The organism is Bacillus sp. Bos-x628 (genome assembly GCF_040500475.1).
GTDB lineage: Bacteria > Bacillota > Bacilli > Bacillales > Bacillaceae > Bacillus > Bacillus maqinnsis.
Genome location: NZ_CP159358.1, coordinates 2,182,210 through 2,200,660, shown reverse-complemented (window position 1 = coordinate 2,200,660; position 18,451 = coordinate 2,182,210). Strand labels below are relative to the sequence as shown.

The following is an 18,451-nucleotide window of genomic DNA, read 5'->3' as shown; positions in this document are numbered from 1 at the left end:
AACGAAAGAAATTTAAACGCCCTCATACCTTTGCCAAATGGTAAAAATAACATTTTTAATACAAAAAACACTCTAACTTTATGGAAATGAAGTATACATCTTCTATTAAAAGAGATTTTTTTCAATAAAAAAAGACTAAAATCCAGCTTTGCTGAACCTTAGTCTTTTTGCTATTTTTTATAAGACACAACGACATGACGTTTGCTTCCTGTATCTTCCGATGCAGTAGCAAGATTTTTGGAGAACGAAGCAATCGTATCATGAATGACTTTTCGCTCATTTGAAGGCATAGGCTCCAGATGAACTTTTTTCTTCGTTTTTAAAACACGATTTGCCGTCTTGATGGCATATTGTTCAAGTGCCTCTTGGCGTTTTTTCCTATAATCTCCAATATCAATTGTAATATGATGATACTGATCGGAATAACGATTAAACACTAACTGTGTCAATGTTTCTAAAGCGTACAATGTTTGTCCTCTTTTTCCAATCATTAACGACGTTTTATCTCCATCAACGTGGAAAGAAATCTTTTTCGGTTCCTTATTGGAAATGATTTTCGCCTTAGGATCAATAGATTTAACAATATTTTCTAAATACTGTGTGGCTAATTTTAGAGCATCTAGCTTTTCTACTAGTTTCACAACAGCTTGCCTTTTACCAAATAACCCTAAAAACCCTTTATTTCCTTCATCTACTATCGTTATATCTACTTCTTCTTTTAGTAGCTGAATTTGTTTAAGTCCGGAATCTACTGCTTCTTCGATTGTACGACCGACAGCAGTTATTTCCTTCATTTTTTACTCCCGCCAGCTTTTTCTTTTGTATCAACTTGCACTTGAGGTGTTCTGATCACTAATGTTTGAATGATCATGAAAATGTTACCTACAACCCAGTACAAAGAAAGTGCAGCTGGGAAACTAATTGCAAATACAACAATCATAATCGGCATCACCCAAAGCATGATTGCCATCTGAGGATTGTCCGAAGGATTTCCAGCCATCATAAGCTTTTGCTGAACGAAAGTCGCAACACCCGCAATAATTGGTAATAGGAATAATGGATCTGGGCTGCCTAAGTCAAACCATAAGAACGTATGCTTTTTAATTTCAGCTGTTCTCATAATGGCATGGTAGAAACCTATTAAAATTGGCATTTGAATCAAAATTGGGAAACAACCTGCTAATGGATTTACACCATTCTTTTGAAAAAGAGCCATTGTTTCCTGTTGGAGCTGCTGCTGCGTTTTTTGATCTTTCGAGCTATATTTTTCACGTAATTTCTTCAATTCTGGCTGCAATGCCTGCATCGCTTTTGTACTTCTTAACTGTTTAATCATTAATGGCAAAATGAGTAAACGAATTAAAATTGTGACGATAATAATCGCGATACCGTAGTTTTCACCAGTTAAATCTGCCATGTACGTGATTAATTGTGATAGCGGGTAAACAATATAAGAATTCCAAAATCCCTTACTATCTGATGTAATCGGTTCATTGATTTGTGTACACCCTGCCAATAGAACCAACACACCAATTAAGCTAAATATCAGTAATAATCGCCTTTTCAACAAAATTCCTCCCATTACTACAAACTTTATTTAAGTTGGAATTGATTATAAAAGTAACTCACCTAATCAGTATGGTAACATCTTTTCTTGATCAAGTGTTGGTTTCAATTTAATTCATTATATGAAGGAAGCGTTTTTAAAAATTGATTCAACGACAGTTTCTATTACGAAGACTTCTTCGGTTGTTGTTTATAAGCGGCAGATTTTCTAAATAAATGTTGGAGAGACTTTTTTGTTTCCTCATAGGTCAATTCCCTCGCTGGTTTTCGTGCAATGACAATATAGTCTTTCTCTTGCTTTAACTTATGACGCTCCTCTAAAAACACTTGACGGATCAGCCGTTTGATTCGATTTCTTATCACTGCATTACCAATCTTCTTGCTAACAGACAGCCCTAGACGAAGCTCATCTTGATTTGGTTGCCCCAGTTGGTAAAAGACAAATTGACGATTTGCCATTGATTGACCTTCTTTGAAAACTTTTTGGAACTCTTCATTTTTTTTTAGCCTGTTTCGCTTCTTCATGTTTTCTTCCACTCCGATAAAAACTGACAGTCCATTTACGATTTTATGTAAAAAAGACCACTGACATTATTCAGTGGCCTAAGCTGATAATTTTTTTCTACCTTTGCTGCGGCGTCGCTTTAAAACTAGACGTCCGTTTTTAGAACTCATACGGCTGCGGAAGCCATGAACTTTACTACGCTTACGGTTATTTGGTTGAAACGTTCTTTTCATTTATGACACCTCCCTGAGGAATAGCTGTTTAAGACAGTCTAACTCATTATATTTGTGTAACCCATCAATTGTCAATATCACTGATAAAATCCTTATTATCAACCTTATAAGCATAACACAAGTTATCAAGTGAAGAAACCTTCTTTTTCAGATTTCATTATGATGATTCTCTTTTTTCATCAAAAAATCTTTTAAAACAAAGGTGTGGATATTTTTCCGGCATATTTAGACTATCCACATCCATTATCGACATTTTTTTCACACAAATAACTGATGTGGATAATTATTTTTCAACAGGATGTAAAGTGTGTGGATAAGTTTGCGACACCCATTGCACCATCTTGTTTATTTTGATATTATATTTGTGTTTTAACTCTTAATTACTTATCCCACTCATTTATGTTATCCACAATCTGTGGATAACCTGTGGAAAGTTATTACACAGCCTGTTGAATTTTTTATCCACAGCTTGTGTGATTTGTCGAAAAGACGTTTTTCTACTATATTAATTGTTTTCAACAAAGTATGTGTACAAATGGTGATGACATTTTCTTTTTTTCGTGTTCTATAACAGTTTGACCTTGGTCATTTTAAACAGAAAAGGAGGGGGGAGAGACCTTATGGAAAATATTTTGGATCTGTGGAACAAAGCACTCCAAAAAATAGAGACAAAATTGAGCAAACCTAGCTTTGAAACATGGATGAAATCGACAAAAGCCCATTCTCTTCAAGGAGATACGCTTACAATTACTGCACCTAATGAATTTGCTAGAGACTGGCTGGAGTCAAGGTATCTTCACTTAATTGCAGATACCATCTATGAACTGACAGGTGAAGAGCTCAGCATCAAGTTTATTATTCCTCAAAATCAGGACGAAGAGGAAGCAATGCCGAAGTCTCCTATCAAAAAAATGCCTAAAGAAGAACCCGTTGAAATTCCACAAAATATGCTGAATCCAAAATATACATTTGACACATTTGTGATTGGTTCAGGAAACCGTTTTGCTCATGCAGCTTCACTTGCAGTGGCTGAAGCACCAGCAAAAGCATATAATCCGCTCTTTATTTATGGGGGAGTTGGTTTAGGAAAAACCCACTTAATGCATGCAATTGGTCATTACGTCATTGACCATAATCCATCTGCAAAGGTGGTCTACCTTTCATCTGAAAAATTCACAAACGAATTTATCAACTCAATCCGAGACAACAAAGCTGTCGATTTCCGTAATCGCTATCGGAATGTAGATGTGCTTTTGATAGATGATATTCAATTTTTAGCAGGAAAAGAACAAACTCAAGAAGAGTTTTTCCATACATTTAACACACTTCACGAAGAAAGTAAGCAAATCGTCATTTCTAGTGATCGGCCGCCGAAAGAAATTCCGACACTTGAAGACAGATTGCGCTCTCGTTTTGAATGGGGCTTAATTACAGACATTACCCCGCCAGATTTAGAAACGCGGATTGCCATCTTACGAAAAAAGGCAAAGGCAGAAGGCTTAGATATACCGAATGAAGTGATGCTTTATATTGCTAATCAAATTGACAGCAACATTCGTGAACTGGAGGGTGCTTTAATTCGTGTAGTAGCTTATTCATCTTTAATTAATAAAGACATCAATGCTGATTTAGCAGCTGAAGCCCTAAAAGATATCATTCCTTCGTCAAAACCAAGGATGATCACGATTAAAGATATTCAAAGAATTGTAGGGCAGCAATTTAATATTAGATTAGAAGATTTCAAAGCAAAGAAACGTACAAAATCAGTTGCTTATCCAAGACAAATTGCCATGTATCTCTCTAGAGAAATGACAGATTCCTCTCTACCAAAAATCGGAGAGGAATTTGGCGGACGTGATCATACGACTGTCATTCATGCACATGAGAAAATTTCAAAGTTAATTGTTGAAGATGAACAGCTTCAGCAGCATGTGAAAGAAATTAAAGAACAATTAAAATAAACAAACTGATATGATAGTATGGGAAAATGTGAATAACTTCAGCAGGGTCATGCACAGTCTATCCACATGTGGATAGACTGTCTTTCCTTTCTTTTTACCGACTTATCCACATACTCACAGGCCCTACTATTACTTCTACGATTTTATATTAAATAAATATATATCAATGTCATGACGAAAATTTAGGAGGACCACTATGAAATTCACGATTCAAAAAGATCGCCTTGTTGAAAGTGTCCAGGATGTATTAAAGGCTGTCTCCTCTAGGACCACTATTCCAATTCTGACAGGGATTAAGATTGTCGCATCTGATGAAGGGGTATCTTTTACAGGGAGTGATTCTGACATCTCAATTGAATCCTTTATTTCTCAAAGAGATGGAGATTTAGAAGTGATTACAATTGATCGCCCAGGAAGTATTGTGTTGCAGGCTCGCTTCTTTAGCGAAATCGTTAAAAAGCTACCAATGTCTACAGTGGAAATTGAAGTAGAACAAAACCATTTGACGAGTATTCGTTCTGGTTCAGCAGAATTTCATTTAAATGGCTTAGATGCAGAGGAATATCCACATTTGCCGCAAATTGAAGAGCATCATGCGTTTCAGATTCCAACAGATCTACTAAAAAACTTAATTCGCCAAACCGTTTTTGCAGTGTCCACCTCAGAAACACGCCCTATCTTGACAGGTGTAAACTGGAAGGTTGAAAAAGGTGAATTAATATGCACCGCAACTGATAGTCACCGTCTTGCTTTAAGAAAAGCGAAGTTAGATATAAACGAAGAAAAATCATACAATGTGGTCATTCCTGGAAAAAGTTTAACAGAGTTAAGTAAAATTCTTGATGATGGACAAGATCTTGTGAACATCGTTATTACTGAGACACAAATTCTCTTTAAAGCACAAAACGTCTTGTTTTTCTCAAGATTGCTTGATGGCAATTATCCTGATACGGCACGTTTGATCCCGCAAGAAAGCAAAACAGATGTGATTGTGAACACGAAAGATTTTTTACAAGCCATTGATCGTGCATCACTTTTAGCGAGAGAAGGACGTAATAACGTCGTGAAGCTTTCTGCAGATCCTGCTCAAAGTCTTGAAATCTCTTCTAATTCACCTGAAATTGGTAAAGTTGTTGAAACGGTACAAGCGGATAAAATTGAGGGAGAAGATCTAAAAATTTCCTTTAGTCCGAAGTATATGCTGGATGCCTTAAAAGTATTAGAGGGAACAGATATTCATGTAAGCTTCACTGGTGCAATGAGACCATTTCTTTTACGCACGCCAAATGATGATTCAATCTTGCAATTGATCCTTCCAGTGAGAACGTATTAATTTGACCCAAACCTGCTGCTGTGTGACTGCACAGCAGCTTTTCTTCTCGTTATCCATGCTTTCTTTTATCCCAGTTCGCTTTCCCCCTTTCCTTCTTGTCTTGTTTTTTAGTACAATTAGATATTAGTGATATTGAAAGAGGTCGATAAAATGCCTAATCTTATAACCATTGAAACAGAAATGATTACATTAGGGCAGTTTTTGAAATTAGCCGAAGTCATCCAATCTGGGGGAATGGCAAAATGGTTTTTAAGTGAACATGAGGTGATCATTAATCAAGAGCCAGATAATAGAAGGGGACGCAAATTATACCCAGGGGATGTTGTCACGATTGAAGGCTATGGCACATTTCAAGTTGTGAATTAGAAACGGGTGACAATACATGTACATTCAAAGTCTGGCGTTAACTTCCTACCGAAACTATGAACACACCGAACTTCAATTCGACAATAAAGTCAATGTCATGATCGGTGAGAACGCTCAAGGTAAAACGAACTTGATGGAAGCGATCTATGTATTGTCGATGGCAAAATCTCATCGTACGTCAAATGATAAAGAACTTATCCGATGGGACCAAGACTATGCTAAAATAGAAGGTAGAGTCATCAAGAAAAATGGTCCACTCCCCATGCAGCTCGTGATCTCCAAAAAAGGGAAAAAGGGAAAGATCAATCACATTGAACAACAGAAACTCAGTCATTATGTTGGAGCATTAAACACCATCATGTTTGCACCGGAGGATTTGAGCCTTGTGAAGGGCAGTCCGCAGATCCGCAGGAGATTTCTCGACATGGAGATTGGACAAGTCTCTGCAGTCTACTTGCATGATTTATCGCTCTATCAGAAAATCCTTTCTCAGCGAAATCATTACTTGAAACAATTGCAAACAAGAAAGCAGACGGATCAAGCGATGCTGGAGGTTTTAACAGAGCAGCTGATAGATGCGGCAGCGAAAGTTGTCAAAAGACGACTTACCTTTACGAAACAGCTTGAAAAATGGGCGCAGCCATTGCATTTGGGGATTTCTAGAGAGTTAGAGACACTCACCCTCCAATACCACACGGCTATAGAGGTATCAGAAGCGTCAGACTTGTCGAACATAAAGAATAGCTATGAAGAGTCGTTTCAGAAACTAAGAGACAGAGAAATAGACAGAGGAGTGACACTGTGGGGACCTCACAGAGATGACCTTCTTTTTTTTGTGAATGGTCGAGATGTTCAGACATATGGATCTCAAGGGCAGCAAAGAACAACAGCCCTTTCGCTAAAACTTGCAGAAATTGATCTGATTCATGAGGAAATTGGCGAATACCCGATTCTTCTTCTCGATGATGTACTATCTGAACTTGATGATTACAGACAGTCTCATTTGCTCCATACGATTCAGGGACGTGTACAGACCTTCGTCACCACAACAAGTGTTGAGGGAATTGATCACGCCACACTGAAAGAAGCGGAAATTTTCAGAGTAGCCAGTGGAAATGTAATTGACTGATAAATGAGGTGTGAGTCTTGTATATTCATTTAGGTGATGATTGTGTTGTGTCCACACGAGAGATTGTTGCAATTGTTGATTACAAAATGAGATCATCTTCTGTTGTAGAAGAATTTCTTCAAAAACAAAAGGAACAAATCATTTCGTTGTCACAAGGGACGCCCAAATCCATTGTCGTCACAACTGAATCGATTTATTACTCTCCTCTTTCCTCAAGCACGCTCAAAAAACGTGCTTCGTTTGTAATTGAAATTGAAGTCTAAAAGTTCAATTCATATAAATATCGTTTAAGAAAAGTGTAGGTGAATGTACGTGGCAATGGAACAGCAACATAATATTTATGATGAAAATCAGATACAGGTGCTCGAAGGACTAGAAGCTGTTAGAAAACGTCCAGGAATGTACATTGGGGCAACCAATGCAAAAGGCCTTCACCATCTTGTATGGGAAATCGTGGACAACAGTATTGATGAAGCACTAGCTGGGTATTGTACAGAAATTACGGTGCAAATTGAAAAAGACAATAGCATTACAGTGAAAGATAACGGACGCGGTATTCCTGTTGGGATTCATGAAAAAATGGGACGTCCTGCGGTAGAAGTGATTATGACTGTTCTTCACGCTGGCGGTAAGTTTGACGGCAGCGGTTACAAAGTATCTGGCGGTCTGCATGGTGTGGGTGCATCTGTTGTAAATGCTTTATCTACAACCTTAGATGTCACAGTTTATCGTGATGGAAAAATTCATTATCAGCAATTCAAACGCGGGGTTCCAGTTGCAGATTTAAAGGTCATTGGTGAAACGGATAAGACAGGTACAACAACTCATTTTGTACCAGATCCCGAAATTTTTACTGAAACCATTGAATTTGATTACGACACACTTGCCAATCGTGTGCGTGAGTTAGCCTTCTTAACAAAAGGTGTTAAAATCATCATTGAAGACTTGCGTGAAGGCCAGGAGCGGAAAAATGAATATTGCTACGAAGGCGGAATCAAGAGCTATGTTGAACATTTAAATCGCTCGAAAGAAGTGGTTCATGAAGAACCTGTTTATATCGAAGGTGAAAAAGACGGGATTACTGTAGAAGTGGCTTTACAGTATAACACTTCCTATACAAGCAATATTTATTCCTTCGCAAACAATATCAACACATACGAAGGCGGGGCACACGAAGCCGGCTTCAAAACAGGTCTTACTCGCGTTATCAATGATTACGCTCGTAAAAATGGCGTGTTCAAAGATGGAGACTCGAATTTGAGCGGTGAAGATGTGCGAGAAGGCTTAACAGCGATTATCTCGATTAAACATCCAAACCCTCAATTCGAAGGTCAAACGAAGACAAAGCTTGGGAACTCAGAAGCAAGAACGATTACAGACTCTCTTTTCTCAGAAGCACTTGAAAAATTCCTACTGGAGAATCCTGATTCTGCGAAGAAAATTGTTGAAAAGGGACTTATGGCAGCTCGTGCAAGAATGGCTGCCAAGAAGGCACGTGAGCTAACAAGACGTAAAAGTGCGCTGGAAGTCTCTAGCTTACCTGGAAAACTGGCTGACTGTTCTTCTAAAGATCCATCTATCTCTGAGCTCTATATCGTAGAGGGAGATTCTGCGGGTGGATCTGCGAAGCAAGGACGTGATCGTCACTTCCAAGCGATTTTACCTTTAAGAGGAAAAATCCTAAACGTTGAAAAAGCACGACTAGATAAAATTTTATCTAACAATGAAGTACGCTCTATGATTACAGCGTTAGGGACTGGAATTGGTGAAGACTTCACTTTAGAGAAAGCTCGCTATCACAAAGTTGTGATTATGACAGATGCTGATGTTGATGGTGCCCATATTCGGACGCTGCTCTTAACATTCTTTTATCGCTATATGCGTGAAATTATCGAAAATGGTTATGTGTATATTGCACAGCCGCCTTTATATAAAGTGCAACAAGGAAAACGTGTGGAGTATGTGTATAACGACAAACAGCTAGATGAGCTATTAAAGACACTGCCTCAGACGCCGAAACCTGGGCTTCAGCGCTATAAAGGGCTTGGAGAGATGAACGCTACTCAGCTTTGGGAAACAACAATGGACCCTGAGGCGAGAACACTTCTTCAAGTAACGCTTGAAGATGCGATCGATGCTGATGAGACATTTGAAATGCTGATGGGAGATAAAGTAGAGCCGAGACGAAACTTTATCGAAGAAAATGCGCAATACGTGAAAAACCTTGATATTTAAGACAGGCTTGAAGAACAACCTTATTTCTTGTTTGGAATAAGGTTGTTTTTCAAGAATTATGACTGTGAAACTAATTTCCTGGTTTGCCACGTTTCGCTGATTTTCTCGTAAATAAATGTGTATAAAGCCAAGATTATTGATATAATGGAGAATAGTCTTGTGAAGATAAATACATATTTTACTCCCACATAATTTATTTCATGTGATACGTAAAGGGAGGTTCTTTATAGTGAGTGAACAACATACACCAAATGTACGCGAAGTAAATATCAGTCAAGAAATGCGTACATCCTTTTTAGATTATGCAATGAGTGTTATTGTTTCGCGTGCATTACCAGATGTACGAGATGGATTGAAGCCAGTACATCGAAGAATTTTGTATGCGATGAATGACCTTGGTATGACAAGCGATAAGCCATTTAAGAAATCTGCACGTATTGTCGGAGAAGTTATCGGTAAGTACCACCCTCACGGTGATAGTGCAGTATACGAAGCAATGGTTCGTATGGCGCAAGATTTTAACTATCGCTATATGTTAGTTGATGGACACGGGAACTTTGGTTCAGTCGATGGAGACGGAGCTGCGGCTATGCGTTATACCGAAGCACGGCTATCTAAGATTTCAATGGAAATCCTTCGTGATATCACAAAGGATACCATTGATTATCAAGATAACTACGATGGCAGTGAGAGAGAGCCAATCGTTATGCCTGCAAGATTTCCAAACCTATTGGTCAATGGAGCGACAGGAATTGCTGTAGGAATGGCGACAAATATTCCACCGCATCAAATAGGTGAAGTGATTGATGGGGTATTGGCTATCAGTGAAAACCCAGAGATAACAACACAGGAGCTAATGGATATCATCCCAGGCCCAGATTTCCCAACTGCTGGACAAATCATTGGTCGAAGTGGAATTCGGAAAGCGTATGAAACAGGGCGCGGTTCTATTACGGTACGAGCGAAATCGACCATTGAGGAAACATCTAGCGGTAAACAGCGCATTGTTATCAATGAAATTCCGTACCAAGTTAACAAAGCCCGTTTGATTGAAAAAATTGCTGATCTTGTACGTGATAAAAAGATTGATGGCATTACAGATTTGCGTGATGAATCAGATCGTAATGGTATGCGTATTGTCATAGAGCTGAGAAGAGATGCGAATGTCCATGTTTTATTAAACAACCTTTATAAACAGACGGCACTTCAAACCTCATTTGGTATCAATTTATTGGCGCTTGTTGATGGACAACCGAAGGTCTTATCACTGAAACAATGTCTTGAATACTATCTTGAGCATCAGAAAGTGATCATTCGCCGAAGAACGGCGTATGAGCTGCGTAAAGCAGAAGCAAGAGCTCATATTTTAGAAGGCTTGAGAATTGCACTTGATCACCTAGATGAAGTCATCTCTTTAATTAGAAATTCTCAAACTGCTGAAATTGCGAGAAATGGTTTAATGGAAAACTATAGCTTGACTGAAAAACAAGCACAAGCTATCCTCGATATGCGACTCCAGCGTCTCACAGGCTTGGAAAGAGAAAAGATAGAAGATGAATATAAAGGACTTGTCGACTTGATTGCTGAATTGAAAGCCATTTTAGCAGATAATGAGAAAGTTCTTGAGATCATTAGAGAAGAATTAACAGAAATCAAAGAACGCTACAATGATACCCGACGAACTGAAATCGTAACAGCAGGTATTGAAACGATTGAAGATGAAGACTTGATTCCTGTTGAGAACATTGTCATTACACTAACTCATAATGGTTATATCAAGCGTCTCCCTTCTTCTACATACCGCAGTCAAAAAAGAGGCGGCAAAGGCGTTCAAGGGATGGGGACCAACGAGGATGATTTCGTTGAACAGTTGATCTCGACGTCCACCCATGATACAATTCTCTTTTTCTCTAATAAAGGGAAGGTATATCGTGCCAAAGGATATGAGATTCCTGAATTCGGAAGGACTGCAAAAGGGATTCCGATCATCAACCTTCTTGAAGTAGAAAAAGGAGAATGGATTAACGCTATTATTCCAGTCAGTGAATTCGATGAAGATTCTTATCTCTTCTTTACAACGAGACACGGTGTATCTAAACGAACGTCATTGTCTCAATTTGCAAACATTCGAAACAATGGTCTCATTGCACTGAGTCTTCGTGATGAAGATGAACTGATGGCAGTTCGTTTAACGAATGGACAAAAACAAATTATCATTGGAACGAAAAAAGGCATGTTAATTCGTTTCCATGAGACTGACGTCCGAGAAATGGGGCGTACGGCAGCTGGAGTAAAAGGGATTACACTTTCTGAAGGTGACATTGTCGTTGGAATGGAAATCCTTGAACCAAATGCTAACGTATTGATCGTTACCGAAAAAGGCTATGGTAAATTGACGCCTGAAAAAGAATATCGTGTACAAAGCCGTGGAGGTAAAGGTCTCAAAACATGTAAGATCACCGATAACAATGGTCAGCTTGTCGCAGTGAAGGCGACCAATGCTGAAGTTGAAGAAGATCTGATGATTATTACAGGGAGCGGTGTTATCATTCGAATGGCCGTTTCAGATATCTCCACAACAGGTCGAGTCACTCAAGGTGTACGTCTGATCCGTCTAAATGATGACGAGCATGTCGCAACGGTAGCATTAGTAGAAAAATCAGAAGATGATGATGAAAATATAGAAGAAGATTCTCAAGCAGATCAAGAGCAATCTGAGTGAAAATAAAGCCGGTCACGAGCCGGCTTTATTATTTTTGAAAAAACACCACTTTTTTTGAATTTTATAATGCTTTTTTCATAGATATATGTTAATCTTTCAAAGGAGCAAATTGAGGCTCCTATTTTTCATCTCTTTCACAGCAAAACTTCTTAAAAAACAAATTATTTTTTTGAGAAAAATATTGACTGTTGATAGAAAAATATGATATATTTAAGTGGTCGCTTTGAGAGAGTGACCAACAAGTTCTTTGAAAACTAAACAAGACAAAACGTACCTGTTCATTCGAGATTTGATAAAAAATCCTATGATACATCATAGGTAGTCAGTCAAACTGACGAGGCAGGAGAATGATTACATGCTAAGTTACATTGTGTAGCAACGCATGTGTGATATGCATCCTGCATACTTCGGAGAGTTTGATCCTGGCTCAGGACGAACGCTGGCGGCGTGCCTAATACATGCAAGTCGAGCGAACAGAAGGGAGCTTGCTCCTGGAAGTTAGCGGCGGACGGGTGAGTAACACGTGGGTAACCTGCCTGTAAGACTGGGATAACTCCGGGAAACCGGAGCTAATACGGGATAGTTCCTTGAACCGCATGGTTCAAGGATGAAAGACGGTTTCGGCTGTCACTTACAGATGGACCCGCGGCGCATTAGCTAGTTGGTGAGGTAATGGCTCACCAAGGCGACGATGCGTAGCCGACCTGAGAGGGTGATCGGCCACACTGGGACTGAGACACGGCCCAGACTCCTACGGGAGGCAGCAGTAGGGAATCTTCCGCAATGGACGAAAGTCTGACGGAGCAACGCCGCGTGAGTGAAGAAGGTTTTCGGATCGTAAAGCTCTGTTGTTAGGGAAGAACAAGTACGAGAGTCACTGCTCGTACCATGACGGTACCTAACCAGAAAGCCACGGCTAACTACGTGCCAGCAGCCGCGGTAATACGTAGGTGGCAAGCGTTGTCCGGAATTATTGGGCGTAAAGGGCTCGCAGGCGGTTTCTTAAGTCTGATGTGAAAGCCCCCGGCTCAACCGGGGAAGGTCATTGGAAACTGGGGAACTTGAGTGCAGAAGAGGAGAGTGGAATTCCACGTGTAGCGGTGAAATGCGTAGAGATGTGGAGGAACACCAGTGGCGAAGGCGACTCTCTGGTCTGTAACTGACGCTGAGGAGCGAAAGCGTGGGGAGCGAACAGGATTAGATACCCTGGTAGTCCACGCCGTAAACGATGAGTGCTAAGTGTTAGGGGGTTTCCGCCCCTTAGTGCTGCAGCTAACGCATTAAGCACTCCGCCTGGGGAGTACGGTCGCAAGACTGAAACTCAAAGGAATTGACGGGGGCCCGCACAAGCGGTGGAGCATGTGGTTTAATTCGAAGCAACGCGAAGAACCTTACCAGGTCTTGACATCCTCTGACAACCCTAGAGATAGGGCTTTCCCTTCGGGGACAGAGAGACAGGTGGTGCATGGTTGTCGTCAGCTCGTGTCGTGAGATGTTGGGTTAAGTCCCGCAACGAGCGCAACCCTTGATCTTAGTTGCCAGCATTCAGTTGGGCACTCTAAGGTGACTGCCGGTGACAAACCGGAGGAAGGTGGGGATGACGTCAAATCATCATGCCCCTTATGACCTGGGCTACACACGTGCTACAATGGACAGAACAAAGGGCTGCGAGACCGCAAGGTTGAGCGAATCCCACAAATCTGTTCTCAGTTCGGATCGCAGTCTGCAACTCGACTGCGTGAAGCTGGAATCGCTAGTAATCGCGGATCAGCATGCCGCGGTGAATACGTTCCCGGGCCTTGTACACACCGCCCGTCACACCACGAGAGTTTGCAACACCCGAAGTCGGTGAGGTAACCTTTATGGAGCCAGCCGCCGAAGGTGGGGCAGATGATTGGGGTGAAGTCGTAACAAGGTAGCCGTATCGGAAGGTGCGGCTGGATCACCTCCTTTCTAAGGATATATGGAGCAGTGTGCGTTTTGGTCTTGTTTAGTTTTGAAGGAACTTGCAAAAGATCCTACAACATCATATCTTCGATATGAAAGATGGGCCTGTAGCTCAGCTGGTTAGAGCGCACGCCTGATAAGCGTGAGGTCGGTGGTTCGAGTCCACTCAGGCCCACCATCTTCTCTATATATCGGGGCCTTAGCTCAGCTGGGAGAGCGCCTGCCTTGCACGCAGGAGGTCAGCGGTTCGATCCCGCTAGGCTCCACCAACGTGTTCTTTGAAAACTAGATAACAATAAGTAATACATTCACATTGAATGCAAAGTGTATCACACAAAGTGATTCTTTCTAAAGTAAGAAATGGTTAAGTTAGAAAGGGCGCACGGTGGATGCCTTGGCACTAGGAGCCGATGAAGGACGGGACGAACACCGATATGCTTCGGGGAGCTGTAAGCAAGCATTGATCCGGAGATTTCCGAATGGGGAAACCCACTGCTCGTAATGGAGTAGTATCCATACTTGAATACATAGAGTATGAGAAGGCATACCCGGGGAACTGAAACATCTAAGTACCCGGAGGAAGAGAAAGCAAATGCGATTCCCTAAGTAGCGGCGAGCGAAACGGGAACAGCCCAAACCAAGAGGCTTGCCTCTTGGGGTTGTAGGACACTCTATACGGAGTTACAAAGGAATGATATAAGCGAAGAGGTCTGGAAAGGCCCGCCAGAGAAGGTAACAGCCCTGTAACTGAAATGTCATTCTCTCCAGAGTGGATCCTGAGTACGGCGGAACACGTGAAATTCCGTCGGAATCCGGGAGGACCATCTCCCAAGGCTAAATACTCCCTAGTGACCGATAGTGAACCAGTACCGTGAGGGAAAGGTGAAAAGCACCCCGGAAGGGGAGTGAAATAGATCCTGAAACCGTGTGCCTACAAGTAGTCAGAGCCCGTTAACGGGTGATGGCGTGCCTTTTGTAGAATGAACCGGCGAGTTACGATCCCGTGCAAGGTTAAGCAGAAGATGCGGAGCCGCAGCGAAAGCGAGTCTGAATAGGGCGCAAGAGTACGTGGTCGTAGACCCGAAACCAGGTGATCTACCCATGTCCAGGGTGAAGTTCAGGTAACACTGAATGGAGGCCCGAACCCACGCACGTTGAAAAGTGCGGGGATGAGGTGTGGGTAGGGGTGAAATGCCAATCGAACCTGGAGATAGCTGGTTCTCTCCGAAATAGCTTTAGGGCTAGCCTCAAGGTAAGAGTCTCGGAGGTAGAGCACTGATTGGACTAGGGGCCCCTACCGGGTTACCGAATTCAGTCAAACTCCGAATGCCGATGACTTATCCTTGGGAGTCAGACTGCGAGTGATAAGATCCGTAGTCGAAAGGGAAACAGCCCAGACCGCCAGCTAAGGTCCCAAAGTATACGTTAAGTGGAAAAGGATGTGGAGTTGCTTAGACAACCAGGATGTTGGCTTAGAAGCAGCCACCATTTAAAGAGTGCGTAATAGCTCACTGGTCGAGTGACTCTGCGCCGAAAATGTACCGGGGCTAAACGTATCACCGAAGCTGCGGACTGTTCTAACGAACAGTGGTAGGAGAGCGTTCTAAGGGCAGAGAAGCCAGACCGGAAGGACTGGTGGAGCGCTTAGAAGTGAGAATGCCGGTATGAGTAGCGAAAGACGGGTGAGAATCCCGTCCACCGAATGCCTAAGGTTTCCTGAGGAAGGCTCGTCCGCTCAGGGTCAGTCGGGACCTAAGCCGAGGCCGAAAGGCGTAGGCGATGGACAACAGGTTGATATTCCTGTACCACCTCCTCACCATTTGAGCAATGGGGGGACGCAGGAGGATAGGGTAAGCGCGGTAATGGATATCCGCGTCCAAGCAGTTAGGCTGGGAAATAGGCAAATCCGTTTCCCGAAAAGGCTGAGCTGTGATGGCGAGCGAAATTTAGTAGCGAAGTTCCTGATTCCACACTGCCAAGAAAAGCCTCTAGCGAGGTGAGAGGTGCCCGTACCGCAAACCGACACAGGTAGGCGAGGAGAGAATCCTAAGGTGATCGAGAGAACTCTCGTTAAGGAACTCGGCAAAATGACCCCGTAACTTCGGGAGAAGGGGTGCTTCTTAGGGTGTTAAAGCCCCGAGAAGCCGCAGTGAATAGGCCCAGGCGACTGTTTAGCAAAAACACAGGTCTCTGCGAAGCCGTAAGGCGAAGTATAGGGGCTGACGCCTGCCCGGTGCTGGAAGGTTAAGAGGAGCGCTTAGCGTAAGCGAAGGTGCGAATTGAAGCCCCAGTAAACGGCGGCCGTAACTATAACGGTCCTAAGGTAGCGAAATTCCTTGTCGGGTAAGTTCCGACCCGCACGAAAGGCGCAACGATCTGGGCACTGTCTCAACGAGAGACTCGGTGAAATTATAGTACCTGTGAAGATGCAGGTTACCCGCGACAGGACGGAAAGACCCCGTGGAGCTTTACTGCAGCCTGATATTGAATGTTGGTACAGCTTGTACAGGATAGGTAGGAGCCTTGGAAACCGGAGCGCCAGCTTCGGTGGAGGCATCGGTGGGATACTACCCTGGCTGTATTGACCTTCTAACCCGCTGCCCTTAACGGGCAGGGAGACAGTGTCAGGCGGGCAGTTTGACTGGGGCGGTCGCCTCCTAAAATGTAACGGAGGCGCCCAAAGGTTCCCTCAGAATGGTTGGAAATCATTCGCAGAGTGTAAAGGCACAAGGGAGCTTGACTGCGAGACCTACAAGTCGAGCAGGGACGAAAGTCGGGCTTAGTGATCCGGTGGTTCCGCATGGAAGGGCCATCGCTCAACGGATAAAAGCTACCCCGGGGATAACAGGCTTATCTCCCCCAAGAGTCCACATCGACGGGGAGGTTTGGCACCTCGATGTCGGCTCATCGCATCCTGGGGCTGTAGTCGGTCCCAAGGGTTGGGCTGTTCGCCCATTAAAGCGGTACGCGAGCTGGGTTCAGAACGTCGTGAGACAGTTCGGTCCCTATCCGTCGCGGGCGCAGGAAATTTGAGAGGAGCTGTCCTTAGTACGAGAGGACCGGGATGGACGCACCGCTGGTGTACCAGTTGTTCTGCCAAGGGCATCGCTGGGTAGCTATGTGCGGACGGGATAAGTGCTGAAAGCATCTAAGCATGAAGCCCCCCTCAAGATGAGATTTCCCATTCCGCAAGGAAGTAAGATCCCTGAAAGATGATCAGGTTGATAGGTCTGAGGTGGAAGCGTGGTGACACGTGGAGCTGACAGATACTAATCGATCGAGGACTTAACCTATATTCTAATGTGAAGCATGAACATTGTTATCTAGTTTTGAGAGAACATTCTCTCCATCAGGTTTGGTGGCGATAGCGAAGAGGTCACACCCGTTCCCATACCGAACACGGAAGTTAAGCTCTTCAGCGCCGATGGTAGTTGGGGGTCTCCCCCTGTGAGAGTAGGACGCCGCCAAGCTTGTCTAAAGATCAGTTCCATTCGGAACTGGTCTTTTTTGTGTTTTCTTCTAACAGCATCATGATATAAGAAGGGAACTTCTCTTCTGCAATCTCCATATAGCGCTCAATCATGACATAATCATCACTAATGTATTGAGAGAGCAACTCGTACCACCATTCTGTTTCATAACGAGCAATCATGCTAAGGTTATACATCAGCAAGTAATGGCTGATAATCTCAGGAATACCTAAAAAGGCATCTCTTGTTGATGGAATGAACCATTGATCCGTTTCTAAATCATAATGAAGATGAGTGGCAAATGCAGGGTTTTCTTCTAGACATGCATCAAAAGTCAGTATCTTGGCCTCTCTATTTTTAAACTTCCAATTTGTATGGAACTCAAAGTACTCTATAAAGCGTTCAGGTGACATGTTATAAAGAAGTGGAATATGATCTTGAATCATCATTCCATTGGCTTTCTCAATTTTGACTAACGTCGAAGGCTGCTTTTGAAACTGAAGGACATGACTCATTTCAGGTATTTTAGAAAGGAGATTGATCATTGTGAAGCGTTCATCTTCAAGACCGTTTAAATGAAATAAGTGCTTCAACACATGCATACAAAGTCCATTCCTTTGGATTTTTACTTCATCTTCACTAAAGCGATAATGCTGTTTCTTTCTTTTTCTTGTCGTCACGCCATGGGCTAAGACTGAAGTTTGAGAAGGGTAATGAGGATCGACTGTCAGCAAACATGCTTTCAGTAACTGGGTCATCCCATAAAATAATAAAATAGGTTTAAGTTCTAATGGTGCAATGGCGGCTTGTTCATAGAACGTATGACCATGTTTTAGAAAGTAAATGAATCTCTCGCAGTTTTTATAAGCATGTTGGTTTGAATCTGATATATCTCGTTTTTGATACTGTTGATTTAGAAACTTTTGGGAGGTTTCAAGTGAGTAAAAACGTTTTAAATCCTTCCATCCTGAACTTTTCATTTTC

General features: G+C 42.3%; 12 protein-coding genes, 2 tRNA genes and 3 rRNA genes. 12 read left to right on the top strand and 5 right to left on the bottom strand.

The window, feature by feature from the left end; translation table 11 throughout:
* Positions 1-170: 170 nt before the first annotated feature.
* The 4 genes from jag to rpmH all read right to left on the bottom strand — a co-directional run bounded on the left by jag (position 171) and on the right by rpmH (position 2,304).
* On the bottom strand, positions 171-794 hold the full coding sequence (gene jag / locus ABVJ71_RS11410) for an RNA-binding cell elongation regulator Jag/EloR (RefSeq protein WP_353854108.1): 624 nt from the start codon (positions 792-794) through the stop codon (positions 171-173).
* Positions 791-1,573 carry a YidC family membrane integrase SpoIIIJ gene (gene spoIIIJ, locus ABVJ71_RS11405; RefSeq protein ID WP_353856643.1) on the bottom strand — a complete coding sequence of 261 codons (783 nt, stop codon included), beginning with the start codon at positions 1,571-1,573 and terminating at the stop codon, positions 791-793. The genes jag and spoIIIJ overlap by 4 nt, the downstream gene beginning before the upstream one ends.
* Positions 1,574-1,731: 158 nt before the next feature.
* Complete coding sequence (rnpA, locus tag ABVJ71_RS11400; protein ID WP_353854107.1) at positions 1,732-2,091, bottom strand: ribonuclease P protein component; 360 nt, start codon at positions 2,089-2,091, stop codon at positions 1,732-1,734.
* Positions 2,092-2,169: 78 nt separating this feature from the next.
* A complete protein-coding gene (gene rpmH, locus ABVJ71_RS11395) occupies positions 2,170-2,304 on the bottom strand; it encodes a 50S ribosomal protein L34 (protein WP_008360908.1) in 135 nt (44 codons plus the stop codon).
* Positions 2,305-2,924: 620 nt separating this feature from the next.
* On the opposite strand from rpmH, the gene dnaA reads away from it, so the two are divergent.
* The 12 genes from dnaA to rrf all read left to right on the top strand — a co-directional run bounded on the left by dnaA (position 2,925) and on the right by rrf (position 17,467).
* Positions 2,925-4,265, top strand: a complete 1,341-nt coding sequence (gene dnaA / locus ABVJ71_RS11390) for a chromosomal replication initiator protein DnaA (protein WP_353854106.1) — start codon at positions 2,925-2,927, stop codon at positions 4,263-4,265.
* Between the two features lie 196 nt (positions 4,266-4,461).
* Positions 4,462-5,598, top strand: a complete 1,137-nt coding sequence (gene dnaN / locus ABVJ71_RS11385; RefSeq protein WP_353854105.1) for a DNA polymerase III subunit beta — start codon at positions 4,462-4,464, stop codon at positions 5,596-5,598.
* A 150-nt stretch (positions 5,599-5,748) separates the two neighbouring features.
* The gene (gene yaaA, locus ABVJ71_RS11380; RefSeq protein ID WP_353854104.1) at positions 5,749-5,964 is read left to right on the top strand and encodes a S4 domain-containing protein YaaA; all 216 of its coding nucleotides are present in this window, start codon (positions 5,749-5,751) and stop codon (positions 5,962-5,964) included.
* A 16-nt stretch (positions 5,965-5,980) separates the two neighbouring features.
* Positions 5,981-7,093 (top strand): DNA replication/repair protein RecF, encoded by a 1,113-nt coding sequence (gene recF, locus ABVJ71_RS11375; protein ID WP_353854103.1) that lies wholly within the window; start codon positions 5,981-5,983, stop codon positions 7,091-7,093.
* Positions 7,094-7,110: 17 nt separating this feature from the next.
* Positions 7,111-7,356, top strand: coding sequence for an extracellular matrix regulator RemB (gene remB / locus ABVJ71_RS11370; RefSeq protein WP_353854102.1), 246 nt, complete (start codon positions 7,111-7,113; stop codon positions 7,354-7,356).
* 55 nt (positions 7,357-7,411) lie between these two features.
* Positions 7,412-9,328 (top strand): DNA topoisomerase (ATP-hydrolyzing) subunit B, encoded by a 1,917-nt coding sequence (gene gyrB / locus ABVJ71_RS11365; protein WP_353854101.1) that lies wholly within the window; start codon positions 7,412-7,414, stop codon positions 9,326-9,328.
* Positions 9,329-9,557: 229 nt separating this feature from the next.
* Complete coding sequence (gyrA, locus tag ABVJ71_RS11360) at positions 9,558-12,050, top strand: DNA gyrase subunit A (RefSeq protein WP_353854100.1); 2,493 nt, start codon at positions 9,558-9,560, stop codon at positions 12,048-12,050.
* Between the two features lie 404 nt (positions 12,051-12,454).
* A 16S ribosomal RNA gene (locus tag ABVJ71_RS11355) occupies positions 12,455-14,003 on the top strand.
* A gap of 95 nt (positions 14,004-14,098) precedes the next feature.
* Positions 14,099-14,175: transfer RNA gene (locus ABVJ71_RS11350), tRNA-Ile, on the top strand.
* A 15-nt stretch (positions 14,176-14,190) separates the two neighbouring features.
* A tRNA-Ala gene (locus tag ABVJ71_RS11345) sits at positions 14,191-14,266 on the top strand.
* Positions 14,267-14,359: 93 nt separating this feature from the next.
* A 23S ribosomal RNA gene (locus ABVJ71_RS11340) occupies positions 14,360-17,290 on the top strand.
* 61 nt (positions 17,291-17,351) lie between these two features.
* Positions 17,352-17,467: ribosomal RNA gene (gene rrf, locus ABVJ71_RS11335) — 5S ribosomal RNA — on the top strand.
* The 16S, 23S and 5S rRNA genes sit together here with 2 tRNA genes alongside, the layout of an rRNA operon.
* Before the next feature lie 11 nt (positions 17,468-17,478).
* On the opposite strand, the gene ABVJ71_RS11330 is transcribed toward rrf, so the two are convergent.
* Positions 17,479-18,447: a YaaC family protein gene (locus ABVJ71_RS11330; protein WP_353854099.1), complete on the bottom strand. Its 969-nt coding sequence runs from the start codon at positions 18,445-18,447 to the stop codon at positions 17,479-17,481.
* Positions 18,448-18,451: the final 4 nt, after the last annotated feature.